Origin of the sequence: Stenotrophomonas sp. CASM101 (assembly GCF_049384845.1) — a bacterium.
In the GTDB taxonomy this organism is placed as follows: domain Bacteria; phylum Pseudomonadota; class Gammaproteobacteria; order Xanthomonadales; family Xanthomonadaceae; genus Stenotrophomonas; species Stenotrophomonas hibiscicola.
In genome coordinates this window covers 57251-72651 of record NZ_JBMRFR010000008.1, presented here as the reverse complement: position 1 = coordinate 72651, position 15401 = coordinate 57251, and the positions used below count along the sequence as shown (strand labels likewise).

General features: G+C 68.2%; 16 protein-coding genes. 1 reads left to right on the top strand and 15 read right to left on the bottom strand.

The genetic code is table 11. From position 1 onward, the window contains the following. Positions 1-398: 398 nt before the first annotated feature. From VG543_RS13100 to hisS, 15 genes are all read right to left on the bottom strand, one after another. The gene (locus VG543_RS13100; RefSeq protein ID WP_346469528.1) at positions 399-1136 is read right to left on the bottom strand and encodes a copper homeostasis protein CutC; all 738 of its coding nucleotides are present in this window, start codon (positions 1134-1136) and stop codon (positions 399-401) included. Beyond that, the gene (locus VG543_RS13095; RefSeq protein WP_164144263.1) at positions 1133-2131 is read right to left on the bottom strand and encodes a N(4)-(beta-N-acetylglucosaminyl)-L-asparaginase; all 999 of its coding nucleotides are present in this window, start codon (positions 2129-2131) and stop codon (positions 1133-1135) included. Before VG543_RS13095 ends, VG543_RS13100 begins: the two co-directional genes overlap by 4 nt. Before the next feature lie 51 nt (positions 2132-2182). After that, the gene (locus VG543_RS13090; protein WP_155029453.1) at positions 2183-3205 is read right to left on the bottom strand and encodes a glucokinase; all 1023 of its coding nucleotides are present in this window, start codon (positions 3203-3205) and stop codon (positions 2183-2185) included. An 89-nt stretch (positions 3206-3294) separates the two neighbouring features. Further along, complete coding sequence (locus tag VG543_RS13085; RefSeq protein WP_005409434.1) at positions 3295-3579, bottom strand: hypothetical protein; 285 nt, start codon at positions 3577-3579, stop codon at positions 3295-3297. A gap of 35 nt (positions 3580-3614) precedes the next feature. Next, positions 3615-5204 carry a calcineurin-like phosphoesterase C-terminal domain-containing protein gene (locus tag VG543_RS13080; RefSeq protein ID WP_058982388.1) on the bottom strand — a complete coding sequence of 530 codons (1590 nt, stop codon included), beginning with the start codon at positions 5202-5204 and terminating at the stop codon, positions 3615-3617. A 148-nt stretch (positions 5205-5352) separates the two neighbouring features. Continuing rightward, a complete protein-coding gene (gene hisIE / locus VG543_RS13075) occupies positions 5353-5973 on the bottom strand; it encodes a bifunctional phosphoribosyl-AMP cyclohydrolase/phosphoribosyl-ATP diphosphatase HisIE (protein WP_423178500.1) in 621 nt (206 codons plus the stop codon). Further along, on the bottom strand, positions 5963-6739 hold the full coding sequence (gene hisF / locus VG543_RS13070; protein WP_046985961.1) for an imidazole glycerol phosphate synthase subunit HisF: 777 nt from the start codon (positions 6737-6739) through the stop codon (positions 5963-5965). The genes hisIE and hisF overlap by 11 nt, the downstream gene beginning before the upstream one ends. Continuing rightward, a complete protein-coding gene (gene hisA / locus VG543_RS13065; protein ID WP_423178499.1) occupies positions 6733-7467 on the bottom strand; it encodes a 1-(5-phosphoribosyl)-5-[(5-phosphoribosylamino)methylideneamino]imidazole-4-carboxamide isomerase in 735 nt (244 codons plus the stop codon). Before hisA ends, hisF begins: the two co-directional genes overlap by 7 nt. Further along, positions 7464-8066, bottom strand: coding sequence for an imidazole glycerol phosphate synthase subunit HisH (gene hisH / locus VG543_RS13060; protein WP_019661417.1), 603 nt, complete (start codon positions 8064-8066; stop codon positions 7464-7466). Before hisH ends, hisA begins: the two co-directional genes overlap by 4 nt. Next, the gene (gene hisB, locus VG543_RS13055) at positions 8063-9136 is read right to left on the bottom strand and encodes a bifunctional histidinol-phosphatase/imidazoleglycerol-phosphate dehydratase HisB (RefSeq protein WP_134731463.1); all 1074 of its coding nucleotides are present in this window, start codon (positions 9134-9136) and stop codon (positions 8063-8065) included. Before hisB ends, hisH begins: the two co-directional genes overlap by 4 nt. Continuing rightward, positions 9133-10227 (bottom strand): histidinol-phosphate transaminase, encoded by a 1095-nt coding sequence (hisC, locus tag VG543_RS13050; RefSeq protein WP_423178498.1) that lies wholly within the window; start codon positions 10225-10227, stop codon positions 9133-9135. Before hisC ends, hisB begins: the two co-directional genes overlap by 4 nt. Then, positions 10224-11519 carry a histidinol dehydrogenase gene (hisD, locus tag VG543_RS13045; RefSeq protein WP_423178497.1) on the bottom strand — a complete coding sequence of 432 codons (1296 nt, stop codon included), beginning with the start codon at positions 11517-11519 and terminating at the stop codon, positions 10224-10226. The genes hisC and hisD overlap by 4 nt, the downstream gene beginning before the upstream one ends. After that, positions 11516-12427 (bottom strand): ATP phosphoribosyltransferase, encoded by a 912-nt coding sequence (gene hisG, locus VG543_RS13040; RefSeq protein WP_308305128.1) that lies wholly within the window; start codon positions 12425-12427, stop codon positions 11516-11518. Before hisG ends, hisD begins: the two co-directional genes overlap by 4 nt. A 34-nt stretch (positions 12428-12461) precedes the next feature. Continuing rightward, complete coding sequence (locus tag VG543_RS13035) at positions 12462-12770, bottom strand: YerC/YecD family TrpR-related protein (protein ID WP_005416326.1); 309 nt, start codon at positions 12768-12770, stop codon at positions 12462-12464. A 263-nt stretch (positions 12771-13033) separates the two neighbouring features. Beyond that, a complete protein-coding gene (hisS, locus tag VG543_RS13030; protein ID WP_019661411.1) occupies positions 13034-14428 on the bottom strand; it encodes a histidine--tRNA ligase in 1395 nt (464 codons plus the stop codon). Between the two features lie 126 nt (positions 14429-14554). Between hisS and VG543_RS13025 the strand changes: the two genes are divergently transcribed. Continuing rightward, the gene (locus VG543_RS13025) at positions 14555-15307 is read left to right on the top strand and encodes a Crp/Fnr family transcriptional regulator (RefSeq protein ID WP_019661410.1); all 753 of its coding nucleotides are present in this window, start codon (positions 14555-14557) and stop codon (positions 15305-15307) included. Positions 15308-15401 lie beyond the last annotated feature (94 nt).

The following is a 15401-nucleotide window of genomic DNA, read 5'->3' as shown; positions in this document are numbered from 1 at the left end:
TGCTCTTCGAAGATGTGGACGCACGGGCGAACGGTGGCGCGGCACTACGACGGATCCAGGCGCTTGGATCGGTTCACGACCGATATGGCACCTCCCCTGTGGATCGATCCAAACTAAAGCACAGCTGAACCACGCCCGGCATGCGGCGGCGCAGCAACAGCCGGCGGAATGCCGCTAGCGGCCACCGACATCCATAACAATCAAATAGTTGCGACACATCACTGAGAGAACGGCGCACGAAGTAGTGACACGATCACGACAACCGCGCGCGGAACGGTTTTGTCCGCGTCGTCGCGTGTGGCGGCAGCGGCTCGTTGTAGAGCCGAGCCCATGCTCGGCTGATGTCGTTTGCCGCAAAGAGCAGCCGAGCGTGGGCTCGGCTCTACAGAAGAAGCGGGCTACCTTGCGCCGTCCAGCGCCTGCCGCAGCGCGGCAACAGTGGCGGTGGCGGTCTGGCTCCAGTCCGGGTCCAGCCCGCGCAGCGCCGGGTTCTGGAACTGCATCACCGACCGGCGCAGGCCCTTGGCTGAGGCGTGCAGTTCGGTGCAGCCGGTCCGTCGCGCAACGGCGGCGATATTGGCCGGGCCCAGCCCCGCGCCGGCCATCACACTGATGCGTCCCTTCGCTTGGGTCACCAGGCCCGCCAGCACTTCGGCACCGGCCTCGGCGCTGACCTGCCCGCCCGAGGTCAGCACGCGCTGGCAGCCCAGCCCGATCACCTGTTCCAGCGCTGCCGGCAGGTCGCGGGCCGCATCGAAGGCGCGATGGAAGGTCACCTGCAACGGCCCGGCGGCCTGCACCAGTTCCCGGCACAGCGCCAGGTCGATGCCGCCCTGCACGTCCAGCGCACCGATCACCACGCCATCGCAGCCCAGCGCGCGGCACTGCGCGATGTCACGCAGCATCAGTTCGGTTTCCAGCGCGTCGTAGTGGAAGTCGCCCGGGCGTGGCCGCACCAGCACGAACAGCGGAATCGACAGGCGTTCGCGGGCAATCGCGATGCTGGCGAAGGACGGCGTGGTGCCGCCCTCGGCCAGGTTGTCGAACAGCTCGATGCGGTCGGCGCCGCCGGCCTGCGCGGCAAGTGCCGAAGCCAGCGAGTTGCTGGCGATCTCCAGGGTCCGCCGCGTACTCACGCCTGGGAGCTCGTGTAGATCGACGGCGAGTCACGCAGGTCATCCTGGCGCTGCGCATCGCACACCGCGTAGACGAAGCCGCGATGCAACGCGCAGGCGCCCACCTCGCCCTGCTTGTTCATGGCCAAGAAGCACACCTGCAGGGTCTTGCTCGCCTCCGGCCGCTTGCGCACCACACGGTCGATCGCTTCGCGGCAGGCCTGTGCCGGCGAGCGCCCCTGGCGCATCAGTTCGACCACCAGGAACGAAGCGGCGTTGCGGATCATCTCTTCACCCACGCCCGAAGCAGTGGCCGCGCCCACGTCGTTGTCGACATACAGGCCGGCACCGATGATCGGGCTGTCGCCGACCCGGCCGTGCAGCTTCCAGGCCATGCCGCTGGTGGTGCAGGCACCGGCAAGGTGGCCCTTGGCATCCAGCGCCAGCATGCCGATGGTGTCGTGGTTGTCGCTGTTGCCGGGAATACCACGGCGCTCGGCGTTGATCTGCGGCTGATACTTCTCCGTCTTCAGCCACTCGCGCCAGGCCGCTTCGGCCTGCGGCGTCAGCAGGTGCTTGCGCTCGAAACCCTGCTGCATCGCGAACTGCTGCGCGCCCTCGCCCACCAGCAGCACGTGCGGGCTGTTCTCCATCACTTTGCGGGCCACCGACACCGGATGCAGGATGTCGACCAGCGCGGCCACTGCGCCACAACGGCCATCGCCATCCATGATGCTCGCGTCCAGGCTCAGCACGCCGTCGCGATCCGGGTTGCCACAATGGCCGACGGTGGGGTTGCACAGCTCGCTTTCAGCCCAGCGTGCGCCTGCTTCCACCGCATCCAGCGCGCTGCCGCCCTGCGACAGCACCTTCCATGCGGCCTGGTTGGCCGGCACGCCGAAGTCCCAGGTCGAAACCACCTTGGCCCCACCCTGCGTGCGCGCCTGCACGCCCGGCAAAGCCGCCATGCCTGCAGCCAGTGCACCGGCCTGCAGGAACTGCCTGCGATCCACCATCTTCCCCTCCCAGTCTGCAATGCACGGCCGGCACGATGCCGGTCATGCCGATCAGTCGTGCGTGGGCTGCCGTGCGGCGTGCCAGACCGCTGCGCCGAGCACGCCCAACTGGCCGTGCTCCACGCGCCATACCGGCACCTGGCGCAGCACCTCGGTCAGCACGCCCTTGTTGAGGAAGCGCTCACGGAAGCGGCCATCGGCCAGGAAATCCTGCACATGCGCGGAAATACCTCCGGCGAGGTACACCGAGCGCGCACCGACGGCGATCGCTGCGTCGCCGGCCAGGCTGCCCAGCCAGGCGCAGAACACCTGCAGCGTCTCCACCGCCAGCGCGTCTTCACCGCTGCGGGCGGCACCGATCAGTGCTTCGGTACTGGTCCACACCGGGGTGACGCCGCGCAGCTCGCACAGGCACGGGTACAGGTTCATCAGGCCACTGCCGGACAGCACGCGCTCGTTGTCCACGTGCGTCCAGCGCTGCAGCAGTTTGCCCAGCACCTGCAGTTCCAGCGCGTTGCCGGCGCCGAGCGCGGCATGGCCGATCTCGCTGGCCAGCACCGGGCGCTCGCCATCGGCGAAACGCAGTGCCGCGCCCAGGCCGGTACCGGCGCCCAGCACCAGCGCCGGGAACGCCTGCGCCGGGTCAGCATCGCCGTTCAGTGGCACCAGAGTGGCAGGCTGCAGGTACGGGATGGCCAGCGCCACCGCTTCGAAATCATTGATCAACTGCAGCTCATGCAGCCCGGACTGCGCGCGGGTGGCCGACAGCGAGACCGTCCACGGCAGATTGGAATTGATCAGTACATCGCCATCGAGCAGGCCGGCGATGGCGACCACCGCGGTCTGCACCGGCTGGCCGAGGCCAGCGGTGAAATCAGCAAGGATCGCCGCCAGGCTGGGGTGCTCGGCGCAGGCATAGGTGCGATGGCTGCCCAGCAGTGGTGCGTGGCCGGGTTGCGCTTCAGCCAGCGCCAAACGGGCGAAAGTGCCGCCGACATCGGCGACAACGAGACTGCGCGGAAGACCGCCGCGGGCGGAGTCGGTGGAAACCGTGGACGCTGCTGCGATGGTCACGCTGGCCTGGCCTGCTTGGATCGATTGAATCGCCTCGATTCTCAGGCATCGGGGCGGCTTTGCCTAGCGCGCCGGCGGTTCAGGTTGGCCTACATGCCTTCCTGTTCGGCCACCTGCACGCCATCCACCAGCACGCGCAGCCGCTGCGGGCGGAAGCCGGCAAACAGCAGCGGCCGGGTGCGCTCGACCAGCACTTCGTGGCCGGCGATGTGGCGCAGCCACGACTGTACCAGCGAGAAGGAGAAGTGCGTGCCCGGATGCAGCGGATGCTGCACCCAGACCTTCTCGGTGGCGCTCTGCAGCAGCATCGCGCCGGTGAACCAGTGGCGGCTGAGGGTCACCGGCGTGGTGCCGGCCATGAAGCGGATATCCATGCGGGGTCCTTTCGCTGGAGAGGCCTTGCGGCGTGTCAGGGCTGGGCCGTCTGCAGGCTGTAGCGGGTGGTGGCGGTGAACACCGCGCCATCGGGCTGGGTGGAGCGTACCTCGACCTTGTGGCTGCCCACGGCCAGGTCGGTCGGCAGCGCGCCACGCCACAGGTGCGGCGACGCGGTGGCCTCCGGCGAGCGGTCGTAGCCACGCAGGCTGTCAGCCAGATCGTCGGCCACGTTCTCCACCATCAGGCGCGGGTCGGGCTGGCTGACCTGCTTCATCGGCTGCCAAGCGCCGCCATCAACGCGGTACTCAACCACGCTGGCATCCTCACCCATGTAGACGTTGGCATAGATGCCCCACGCCGGGTAAGCCCCCTGGCGCAGCACTTTCGGCGCATGCAGGCCGATCTGCTCGCTGGCCGGCTTGCCGGCCACGCGGTACTGCAGGCGATAGCTGCCGTTGCCGGCCACGTCGAGCAATGCGTAGCCCTTCGGCGTGCCATCACTCATGGTGCTGTCCGGCACGCCGGCGGCATCCTTCACCCCCGACCAGAACGCACCGCAGTTGGCACCCACGTTGTATTCGTGCAGCGGTTTGTCGCCGTTCCAGCCGTCGGCCTTGCCGTGGTAGACGTGCTGCTGGGTGTGGCTGTGGCCGCTGAGCACGAGCACGTTGCGGAAGTCCTTGAGCAGGTCGAACAGGCGCTGGCGGTCGGCATGGCGGAAGGTCTCGCGCCCTGGCGCCGCGTCGAACAGCGGGATGTGCATGCCCAGCACCAGCAGGCGGTCTTTGTGCAGGCCCTTCAGGTAGCTGGCGAGGAAGGCGAACTGGTCTTCGCGCAGGCCGCCGATGTACTTCGGCCTGGCCTTGGGGTCGTACACCACGTCGTCCAGGAACACGAAACTGGCGCCGCCCTCTTCCACCGCGTAGGTGTCCGGACCGTAGATGTTGCGCCAGCTGTCCAGCGAGTGTTCGTCGCTGGCCGCATCGAAATCGAGGTCGTGGTTGCCCGGCACATGGAACCACGGCACGCCAAGTCCGGTGGTGACCTTGTTGATCGCCGGGTAGAGCGTCAAGTCATCGTTGACGATGTCACCCAGGGTGGTGCCCATGCGCGCCTTGGTCTGGCCGACCAGCGGCGCCACGATCGACTGCTGGTAGTAGCCGATGTCCTTCAGGCTCGCGGTCTGGGAGTCGGTGAACACCAGCATCTGGAAGCCGCGCCGACTGTCATGGCGATCCGACTGCAGGGCGAAATCCCAGTTGCGGGTGACGTCGCTGGTCGCGGCGATGCCGCCGTACTTCAACGCCGGCGAACCGTTCGGGCGATAGTGCCGCCAGAACGAAGGCAGGCCGTCGGCCGCTTTCGGGAAGGAATACGCATCAGGCTTGATCACGAATACGGTCTGGCCGTCGCGCACCGGCAGGCTGTAGCTGCCGTCAGCGGCAGTCTTGACGATGGTCTCGCCGTTGGAAACCTGCACCCCGGCCAGGCCCGGATCGGTCGCACCGCGGCCAGGCTTGCCGTCACGCTCCAGATACACCTTGCCGCTGACCACGGTGTCCGCAGCCCAGGCCGGCGAGGTCAGCAACAGGCAGCACAGCCAGGCGGCAGGCAGTTTCATGGGAGGCATCCGGCAGAAAGAGACGCGGTATTGTAGAGCCGAGCCACGCTCGGCTGCATTGCCGGCGGGTCGTGCCGGCTGCTGGCCGGCAAGCCCTAGATGCCCGAAGATGATGAGGTTGCCGGCCAGCGGCCGGCACTACCGCACTTCAACGATGGCGTTTTTCCAGTACCGCGCGCGCATCATCCAGCGACAGCCCGCGCGCGCGCAGCAGCACCAGCACGTGGTACAGCAGGTCCGACGCCTCGCCCAGCAATGCCTCGTCATCCTGCGCCACGGCGGCCAATGCGGTCTCCACGCCCTCCTCGCCCACCTTCTGCGCGATACGGCGGATGCCGCCCTCGAACAGGCTGGTGGTGTAGCTGCCCGGCGGGCGTTGCGCCTCACGCATCGCCACCAGCTGGCCCAGCCCGCCCAGGAAATCCTTCGGCGCCTGGTCAAAGCAGCTCTCTGCACCGGTGTGGCAGGTTGGCCCCGCCGGCCGTGCCATCACCAGCAAAGTATCGACATCGCAGTCGACGCTGATCGACTGCACCACCAGCACATTGCCGGACTGCTCGCCCTTGGTCCACAACCGCTGCTTGCTGCGGCTGAAGAAGGTCATGTGGCCGATGGCCAGCGTGGCCGCCAGCGACTCGGCACTCACATAGCCCAGCATCAGCACCTGCAGGGTGTCGGCATCCTGAACCACGGCCGGCAGCAGGCCGTCGCCCTTGCTCCAGTCCAGCGCCTGCAATGCGTCCGACGACGGCCTGACTTCAATAGACATCCCGCACCTCGATCTGCTGTCCGCGCAGGTAGCGCTTCAATTCTGGAATGGCGATGGCGCCGCTGTGGAACACGCTCGCCGCCAGTGCACCATCGACGTCGGCCTGGTCGAAGGCTTCTGCGAAATGTTCCATCGCACCGGCGCCACCAGAGGCGATCAGCGGCACCTGGCACAGTGCCCGCGCCTGCTGCAACTGTGCGACATCGTAGCCGCGGCGCACGCCATCGCTGTCCATGCAGTTCAACACGATCTCGCCGGCTCCACGCCGTTGCGCTTCGACGATCCAGTCGAGCGTGCGCAGCGGCACCGCCTGGGTCTTGTCCGGATCGCCGCTGAAACGACGCACCCGCCATTGCCCGTCGGCCTCGCGCACCGAATCGACCCCCACCACAACGCACTGCACGCCAAACTCGTCCGCCAGCTCGGTGATCAGCTCCGGGCGGCCCAGCGCCGGCGAATTGATCGACACCTTGTCGGCACCGGCGAACAATACGCGGCGCGCGGTTTCCACGCTGTCGATGCCACCGGCCACGCAGAACGGAATGTCGATCAGGCGTGCGATGCGCTCGATCCAGGCCACGTCCACTGACCGCGCCTCGGGGCTGGCGCCGATGTCATAGAACACCAGCTCGTCGGCGCCCTGGTCACGGTAGCGCTGCGCCAGCTCGGCGATATCGCCCATGTCGACGTGGTCGCGGAAACGCACGCCCTTGACCACCCGGCCATCGCGCACGTCCAGGCACGGAATGATGCGGCGGCTCAACATGCCAGCGCCTCCGCCAGGTCCATGCGCTGCTCCAGCAGGGCCTTGCCAAGGATCGCGCCACCGCAGCCTGCACGTCGCGCTTCGGCAACGTCGGCCACGTCACGGATGCCGCCGGACGCCTGCACCGCCACGCCCGGCAGCAGCGCCGACAGGTGCTGGTAGAGGCTGATGTTGGGCCCGGCCAGCATGCCGTCGCGGGCGATGTCGGTGCACAGCAGGTGGCGCATGCCGGCGCGTGCGTAGCGCTGAGCCAGAACGTCCAGGGTCACCCCGGCGTTCTCGGTCCAGCCGTGCACCGGCAGCTGCCACTGGCCCTGTGCATCCTGGCGGGCGTCAAGCGCAATGGTGATGCGTTCGGCGCCGAATTCCTCCAGCCAGCCCACCACCTCATCGGGACGGCGCACGGCCAGCGAGCCGACCACTACGCGACCGGCGCCGGCATGGATGATGCGCGCCACGTCGTCGCGACCGCGCACGCCACCGCCGGTCTGCACCTGCAGCGGCGTCTGCGCACGGATCGACGCGAGCAGCGGCGCAAGGGTGTAGCCACCGGCACGCGCAGCGTCCAGATCGACCAGATGCATCCACTGCGCACCCTGCGCGGCGAAGGCCTGCGCGCGTGGCAACGGATCATCGCCATACGAGGTTTCCTGCGCGTAGTCGCCCTGGCGCAGCCGCACCACGCGGCCGTCGCGGATATCCAGCGCGGGGTAGACGATGAAACTCATGCAGCCGTGCCCTCGAGGAAGTTGCGCAGCATCAGCGAGCCGGTCTCGCCGGAGCGCTCGGGGTGGAACTGTGCGCCGTAGTAACGCCCCTGCTCCACCACGGCAGTGAACAGGCCGCCGTGGTCGCAGGCAGCGACGGTGTGGGTATTGAGCGGCGCCGCATAGCTGTGCACGAAGTAGGCGCTGGCGCGCTCCGGCACACCGCGCAGCAGCAGCGATTCGCGCAGTGGCAGCAGGCGGTTCCAGCCCATGTGCGGCACCCGGATGCCGCAGGCCGGCACCAGCTTGCGCACCACGCCGGGAATCAGGCCCAGTGTCTCCACACCCGCTTCCTCGGAGCGCTCGAACAGCAGCTGCATGCCCAGGCAGATGCCCATCAACGGCACCTCCAGTTGCTGCAGCGGTTCCACCAGGCCCTGCGCGTGCAGGCGCTGCATGCCGGGACCGGCGGCGCCGACACCGGGCAGGATCACCCGCTGCGCGCCGATCAGGCCGTCCGCATCGCGCACCAGCCGCACCGTCGCACCCAGACGCTCCAGTGCATAGCGCACCGAGCCCAGGTTGGCACCGCCGGCATCGATCAGCGCAACGTCACTCACAGCGCCCCCTTGGTGGTTGGCAACGCCGTGCCCTGCCGGGCCAACGCCGGCCGCAGCGCGCGTGCCAGCGCCTTGAAGCAGGCCTCCACCTTGTGATGGTCGTTGTCGCCGCGTACCTGCAGGTTGAGGTTCAGGCCGCTGGCATCGCACAGCGAGCGGAAGAAATGCGGCACCAGCTCGGTCGGCATGTCGCCCACGCGCTCGCGCTTGAACTCGCCCTCGAACACGAAGTACGGGCGGCCGCTGAAGTCCAGCGCGGCGCTGGCCAGGGTCTCGTCCATCGGCAGGGTGAAACCGTAGCGGCCGATGCCGCGCTTGTCGCCCAGCGCCTCGCGCAGGGCCTGGCCCAATGCGAGCCCGGTGTCTTCAATGGTGTGGTGCTCGTCGATGTGCAGGTCGCCCTCGGCCTGGATGTCCAGCGCGAAGCCGCCATGCTTGCCGATCTGTTCCAGCATGTGGTCGAAGAACGGCAATCCGGTGGCGATGCGTGCATCAGCGGCACGGTCCAGGTCCAGTTCCACGCGGATCTTCGTTTCTTTCGTATTGCGCTGGACCACGGCAGTACGCGGTGCGTCGGCCAGCGCGTGGGCGATGCCCGGCCAGTCCCACTCGCCCCCGAACTGCGCGGTGCGCAGCTGGAAGCCACGGATGTTGAGGTTCTCGGCGAACTGCAGGTCGGTGATGCGGTCGCCAACCATGCCCGAGCGCGCCCAGTCGATGCTGCGGTCCTGCAGGTAGGCGGTCATCAGGCCGATGCCCGGCTTGCGGGTCGGCGCATTGTCCTGCGGCCAGCTGCAGTCGATCAGCACGTCACGGAAAGTGATGCCCTGACTCTCGAAGATCTGCAGCATCAGGTCGTTGGGGCCATCGAAGCTGGCGCGCGGGTAGCTGTCGCTGCCGAGGCCATCCTGGTTGGTGACGATCACGAACTGGTAGCCGGCGTCACGCAGCTTCAGCAGCGCCGGGATCACCTGCGGCACGAAGCGCAGCTTCTCGTAGGCGTCGATCTGGAAGTCGGACGGCTCCTCGATGAGGGTGCCGTCGCGGTCGATGAACAGGATCGGGGTCATGCTGCGGCCCTCCGCGCCGACAGGGCCGCAAGCACGCGGTCGTTCTCTTCGGGACTGCCGATACTGATGCGCAGTGCATCACCCAACTGCGGCGCGGCGCGCTGGTCGCGCACCACCACGCCGGCATTCAGCAACGTGTCGAACGCCGCCTGCGCATCGGCGAAGCGGACCAGCAGGTAGTTGCCGGACGAGACGTACACCCGGCGTACACCGGGCAGGCTGGCCAGTGCCGTTCGCAGGCGCTCGCGTTCGGCGATGACCGTGGCCACGCGTTCGGCGGTGCGTGCCAGCGCGGCCGGCTGCAGGGCCTGCACGGCCAGCTCGGCGCACGGGGTCGGCACCGGGTACGGCGCCTGGCAACGACGCAGCACGGTAATCAGTTCCGGGGCGCCGATCAGCGTTCCAATACGAGCGGCCGCGAGCGCGTGTGCCTTCGACAGCGTGCGCAGCACCGCCAGGTTGGCGTGCGCGGCCAGCAACGTGGTCGCCGACGGCCGCTGCGCGTACTCGACATAGGCCTCGTCCACCACCACCAGCGCCTGCCCGCGCAGCGCAACCACCACGCGCTCGACTTCATCCAGGGCGATATCACTGCCGGCCGGGTTCGACGGGGCGCACAGGAACACCAGCTTGGCATTGCGTGCCCTGGCGATGTCGATCACCGCATCCAGGTCGGCGCGCAGGCCATCCTCGCTGTCCACCAGCGGCACTTCAATCAATGCGGCGCCTTGCAGGCGTGCGCAGACGGCGTACATGCCGAACACCGGCGGCGTGACCAGCACGCCATCGCGGCCCGGCACGCACAGCGCGCGCACCAGCAGATCAATGGCCTCGTCGCTGCCGCGACCGACCAGCAGCTGCTGCGGCTGTACGCCATACAGTGCGGCCAGGCCTTCACGCAGCGCCAACGGTTGCGGCTCCGGATAGCGCCGGCTGCTGCCAGCCGCGTCGGCCGGATTGGCCCAGGCCGACTCGTTGGCGTTCAACCAGACCTCGCCCTGCACCGCCGCGCTGCGTGCCGAGCTGTAGCCGGCGAACGCCTGCAGATCCGGGCGCACCAGCGCCAGCACCCCCTCGACAGCCGCGCTCATGCCGCCACCTCCATGCGCAATGCCACCGCACGCTCGTGGGCATCCAGGCCTTCGGCGCTGGCGATGATGCGCGCGCAGCCGCCGATCGCGGCCAGGCCGGCGGCACTGGCGCTCTGCACGCTGATCAGGTTCTGGAAGCTGGCGACGCTGACGCCACTGTAGGCACGCGCCGCACCGGCGGTCGGCAGCACGTGATTGGTGCCACTGCAGTAGTCGCCCAGTGCTTCGGGCGTGTAATCCCCCAGGAACACCGAGCCGGCGGCCTGCACCTTGTCCAGCCACGCGCGCGGATCACGCAGGGCCAGGATCAGGTGCTCCGGCGCATAGCGGTTGCTGATCGCGAAGGCTTCGTCCAGCGAATCGACCTGGATCAACCGCGAGGCCGACAAGGCCTGGCGCGCGATCTGCTGGCGCGGCAACACGGCCACCTGGCGCTCCACCTCGGCTTCGACCGCGGCCAGCATCGCGGCATCGTCGGTCAGCAGCAGTACCTGCGAATCCGGGCCATGCTCGGCCTGCGACAGCAGGTCGGCGGCGACGAACGCCGGATTGGCGCCAGCATCGGCAATCACCAGCACTTCGGAGGGACCGGCCGGCATATCGATGGCGGCGGCGCCATCCTGCGCGACCTGCTGCTTGGCTTCGGTAACGAAGCTGTTGCCCGGCCCGAACAGCTTGTCACAGGCCGGAACGCTGGCGGTGCCATAGGCCATCGCAGCGATCGCCTGCGCGCCGCCCAGCTTGAACACGCGCTGCACGCCGGTCAGCCGCGCCGCCACCAGTACGGCCGGGTCTGCGCTGCGATCGGCTCGCGGCGGCGTGCACAGCACCACCTGCGGGCAGCCGGCCAGCTGTGCCGGGACACCCAGCATCAGCGCGGTAGACGGCAGCGGCGCGCTGCCGGCCGGCACGTAGAGCCCTACCCGTCCGATCGGACGCAGCATGCGTTCGCAGACCACCCCCGGCGCGGTCTCCACCGCGTATCCCTTGCCCATGCCGGCGGCGTGGAAGCGGGCGATGCGCTCGGCGGCGTCCACCATGGCCTGGCGAAGTTCGGCGGGCACGGCGGCTTCGGCAGCGGCAAATTCGGCTTCGCTCACCTCAAAGGACGAGAGCTCGACACCATCGAAACGCGCGGTGATCGCACGCAGCGCGTCGTCGCCCTGCGCACGCACCTGCGCGATCAACGCAGCCACCGCGTCGCGGGTCTGCTGCGCCACGGTCTGCACCGGGCGGGTCAGCGCGGCGCGGCGCGCGGTTTCATCAAGTCGGGACCAGGTCAGACGGTTCATGCCAGCGACCGCTCCACGCTCAACACCATCAGGCCCTGCGCGCCGGCGCGCTCGAGTTCTTCCATGCGCTGCCAGCTCAGCGGGCCCGGGCACATGGTCTGCAGGCGCAGTGCGCCGCCGTCGGCCGGCAGCCGCACCAGCGGCTCGGCATCGGCCAGCAGCTGCGCCAGCGCGTCGACGCGATCCTCGCTGGCGCGGAACATCAGCAGCTTGCGGTCCTGGCGCTGCACCACGCCGTCGAGGCGCCGCAGCAGCATCGCGCGCAGCGACGCGCGCGCATCATCCGGTACGCGCACTGCACCGGCCAGCACTGCTTCGCTGTCGAGCAGGTTGTGTACCGGGGTCAGCTGATTGGCGCGCAGTGTCGCGCCGCTGGACACCAGATCGCAGATCAGGTCGGCCGTGCCCAGGCGCGGTGCGATTTCCACCGAACCGGACAGCTCGACCACCTGTGCATCCACGTTCTGGTCGGCCAGCCACTGCTTGAGGATGGCCGGGTAGCTGGTGGCGATGCGGGTACCGGCCAGCTGCGCCGGTCCCTGCCACTGCCACTCCTCGGGTACCGCCAGCATCAGCCGGCACTGGCCGAAGCCCAGCCCGCGCAGTGCCTGGTAGGCATCCGGCAGGCCGCTCTGGCGACGTGCCGCAGCCTGCTCGTCCAGCTCGTTGCGGCCGACGATACCGAGGTCGCAGACGCCGTCGGCGATCAGGCCCGGGATGTCGTCGTCGCGCACCAGCAGCAGGTCCACCGGCAGCGATTCGCCGTAGCAGAACAGCTTGTCGCGGCTCTCCCGCCAGCTCAGGCCACAGGCGCTGAGCAGGTTGCGGGCGGGCTCGGCCAGCCGGCCACTCTTCTGGATGGCGATACGCAGCCGGTCTCGCGCCGGCGCTGCCTGGGTTGCACTCATGGGGGAGGTCTCGAAGTTCGGAACGGGGCGCGGATCAGCGCGAAGCAAGGCGGTCGATGGCGGCGGCATAGCCTCGATGGCCATGCTCGAGCGTGCGCGCCACCCGTCCGGTGGTGGTCACGCTGACGCCGGTGCGCTCGTGGATCTCGCGGTACGGCACGCCCTGCTGCAGCAGCGGCACCACCTTCCAGCGGTCGGCCATGGCTTCCAGCTCAGCGGGGGTGCACAGATCGCGCAGGAAGGCCTCGACCTGTTCCGGCTCGCGCAGGGCGGCAAAGGCCCGGGCCAGGGCTTCCAGGTCGGCCTTGGGGTCTTTGGCGGCAATCTCGGGGCGGGCTTTCACGGGGCTGTTTCCATGCATCAATGTAATAGCGCGTTAGTACATTAGCGCATTCTTGCGCAGCGCGTCAAATCTGGGGGAGGCTGGGCGGCGCTGCCCCTGCGCCAGCTGCATGCGAAGCAAGGTCAAATGCCAGGTTGCTGAGGGTTGGCGGGGGTGGATCCGTTTCTGGAGGAAAACCGCCCTGATCCCAGGCAATGGCAAAAAAAAACGCCCACCGGGTGGCGGGCGTTTTCGTGGCGTGGTGGCGCGCGGCCAACCGCCCGTTACATCACCTTCGACTGCTCCAGCTCGACCTGCAGGGTGCTGGCCAGCTCGTCGCGGGAGACTTCGAACTGCTGCTCGCGCACCAGGTCCTTCACCGCCACCACGCCGCGCGCCAGCTCGTCTTCACCGGCCAGCACCACGAAGCGGATGCCCGCCTTGGCGGCGTACTGGAACTGCTTGCCGATCTTCTTCGGCTCCATCTGCACTTCGGTGTTGATGCCACCGGCGCGCAGGCGACGCGCGATGTCCAGCGACTGCGGCATGCCCTGCTCGTCCATCAGCGCCACCAGCGCCTGCACGCTGCTGGCCTCGATGCCATCGATCAGGCCAGCCTCGCGCAGCTGCCAGAACAGGCGCGACAGGCCGATGGAAATGCCCACGCCCGGCAGCTTCGACTTGCTGTAGTGGCTGGCCAGGTCCTCGTAGCGGCCGCCCGAGCAGATCGAGCCGATCTGCGGGTGGTCGGTCAGCGTGGTCTCGTAGACGGTGCCGGTGTAGTAGTCCAGGCCGCGCGCAATGGAGAAGTTCAGGCAGTATGCGGTTTCCGGCACGCCCAGCGCCTGCACCAGCTGCAGCACCTCGCGCAGTTCGGCCACGCCAGTGCGCAGGATCTCCGAAGAACCGGCGTTGGCTTCAAGCGTGGCCAGCTGCGCCAGTGCATCGGCATGCCCCTGCGAACGCACGGCCACGAATGCCAGGATCTTCTCGACCTGCTCGCCCGGGATGTTGAAGCCCTCGCCCACCAGCGTCTCGCGCACGTAATCGGCGCCGCGCTTGTCCAGCTTGTCCACTTCACGCAGCACCGCCAGTTGGCGCTCGCCTTCGGCCACGCCCAGGCTTTCGAAGAAGCCGCGCATCAGCTTGCGGTTGTTCAGCTGGATGTTGAAGTCACCGATGCGCAGTTCCGAGAACACGGCGTGGATGACCGCCAGCACTTCGGCATCATAGCGAACGCTCAGGCTGTCCTTGCCGATCACGTCGATGTCGCACTGGTAGAACTCACGGAAACGGCCGCGCTGGGCACGCTCGCCGCGGTACACCCGCTGCATCTGGTAGCGACGGAACGGGAAGGTGAGTTCGTGTTCGTGCTCGGCCACGTAGCGTGCCAGCGGCACGGTCAGGTCGAAGCGCAGCGCCATTTCCGGCAGCGAACGGTCGCCCGATTCGGCCGCATTGGCCAGCGCACCGGTGGACTGCACGAAGTACACCTGGCGCTCGGTCTCGCCGCCGGACTTGGTCAGCAGCACGTCGGACAGTTCGAACACCGGCGTCTCCACCGGCAGGAACCCGAAGCGCTCGTAGTTGCGGCGGATCACGTCCAGCATGCGCTGGAATGCAATCTGCTCGCGCGGCAGCAGTTCAAGGGTGCCGGGCGGGGTACGGGGCTTGATCACGGGCGGAACTCCTGCTGGAACGGGACGTGGGAGGGGGCGACATTCTAGCGCCCCCGCCTCGGGCAGGGTCGAACGGCCGCTTGAAGTATCATAAGGCCCTCCCCGCCCGCGATACGCCCCCGCAACATGTCACGGCCTTCCGGCGCTCCGCCCGCCACCAACGATCCCGCCTCGCCGTCCTGCAACACGCTGGACTGCCTGCACTGCTCGGTTCGCCACCTTGCGGTGTGCTCGGCGCTGTCGCCCGATGAAGTGCAGGCACTGGAACAGGTCACCGTTTCCCAGCAGGTCGGCATGGGCAGTACCCTGGCCCGCACCGGCGAAGAGCGCGACCATGTCTATACATTGACCGCTGGCGCACTGCGACTGGTACGCACCCTGGCCGACGGCCGCCGCCAGATCAACGGTTTCGTGCTTCCCGGCGACTACCTCGGACTGAGTGGCAGCGACCATCACCGCTACGACATCGAAGCCATCGCCGACAGCCGCGTATGCCGCGTCGCGTTGCCGCAGATGAAGGCGCTGCGCAGCCGCTTCCCGCACCTGGAGCGCAAGCTGCTGCAGCGTGCCTGCCAGGAACTGGATGCCGCGCAGGACGCTGCACTGGCGCTGGCACGCCTGCAGCCGGCAGAGAAGCTGGCTGATTTCCTGCTACGCCTGGCCGCGCGCGAGGCCAGGCTGGGTGGTGACGGCCTGCGCGTATCGCTGCCGATGGGGCGTGGCGATATCGCCGACCACCTGGGCCTGACCATGGAAACGGTCAGCCGCACCTTCACCAAGCTGCGCCAGCAGGGATTGATTGCCCTGCCCCATTTGAACGTGGTGGAGATCCTCGATGAGGATGGACTGCGCACGCTGGCCGGTGAAGGGTTGATCTGACCGCATCGCGGTTGGCTGGGTTGCCGGCCAGCGGCCGGCACTACCCGTGTTGCGCGAAGGGCATTGTAGAGTCGAGCCATGCTCGACTCATCGC

Coding starts and splice junctions, on each gene's coding strand:
- VG543_RS13080 (WP_058982388.1), bottom strand. CDS start 5,204: ATGAAACTGCCTGCCGCCTGGCTGTGCTGCCTGTTGCTGACCTCGCCG.
- hisA (WP_423178499.1), bottom strand. CDS start 7,467: ATGAGTTTCATCGTCTACCCCGCGCTGGATATCCGCGACGGCCGCGTG.
- hisIE (WP_423178500.1), bottom strand. CDS start 5,973: ATGTCTATTGAAGTCAGGCCGTCGTCGGACGCATTGCAGGCGCTGGAC.
- hisB (WP_134731463.1), bottom strand. CDS start 9,136: ATGACCCCGATCCTGTTCATCGACCGCGACGGCACCCTCATCGAGGAG.
- hisF (WP_046985961.1), bottom strand. CDS start 6,739: ATGTTGAGCCGCCGCATCATTCCGTGCCTGGACGTGCGCGATGGCCGG.
- hisC (WP_423178498.1), bottom strand. CDS start 10,227: ATGAGCGCGGCTGTCGAGGGGGTGCTGGCGCTGGTGCGCCCGGATCTG.
- VG543_RS13095 (WP_164144263.1), bottom strand. CDS start 2,131: ATGGTGGATCGCAGGCAGTTCCTGCAGGCCGGTGCACTGGCTGCAGGC.
- hisD (WP_423178497.1), bottom strand. CDS start 11,519: ATGAACCGTCTGACCTGGTCCCGACTTGATGAAACCGCGCGCCGCGCC.
- VG543_RS13085 (WP_005409434.1), bottom strand. CDS start 3,579: ATGGATATCCGCTTCATGGCCGGCACCACGCCGGTGACCCTCAGCCGC.
- VG543_RS13025 (WP_019661410.1), top strand. CDS start 14,555: ATGTCACGGCCTTCCGGCGCTCCGCCCGCCACCAACGATCCCGCCTCG.
- hisG (WP_308305128.1), bottom strand. CDS start 12,427: ATGAGTGCAACCCAGGCAGCGCCGGCGCGAGACCGGCTGCGTATCGCC.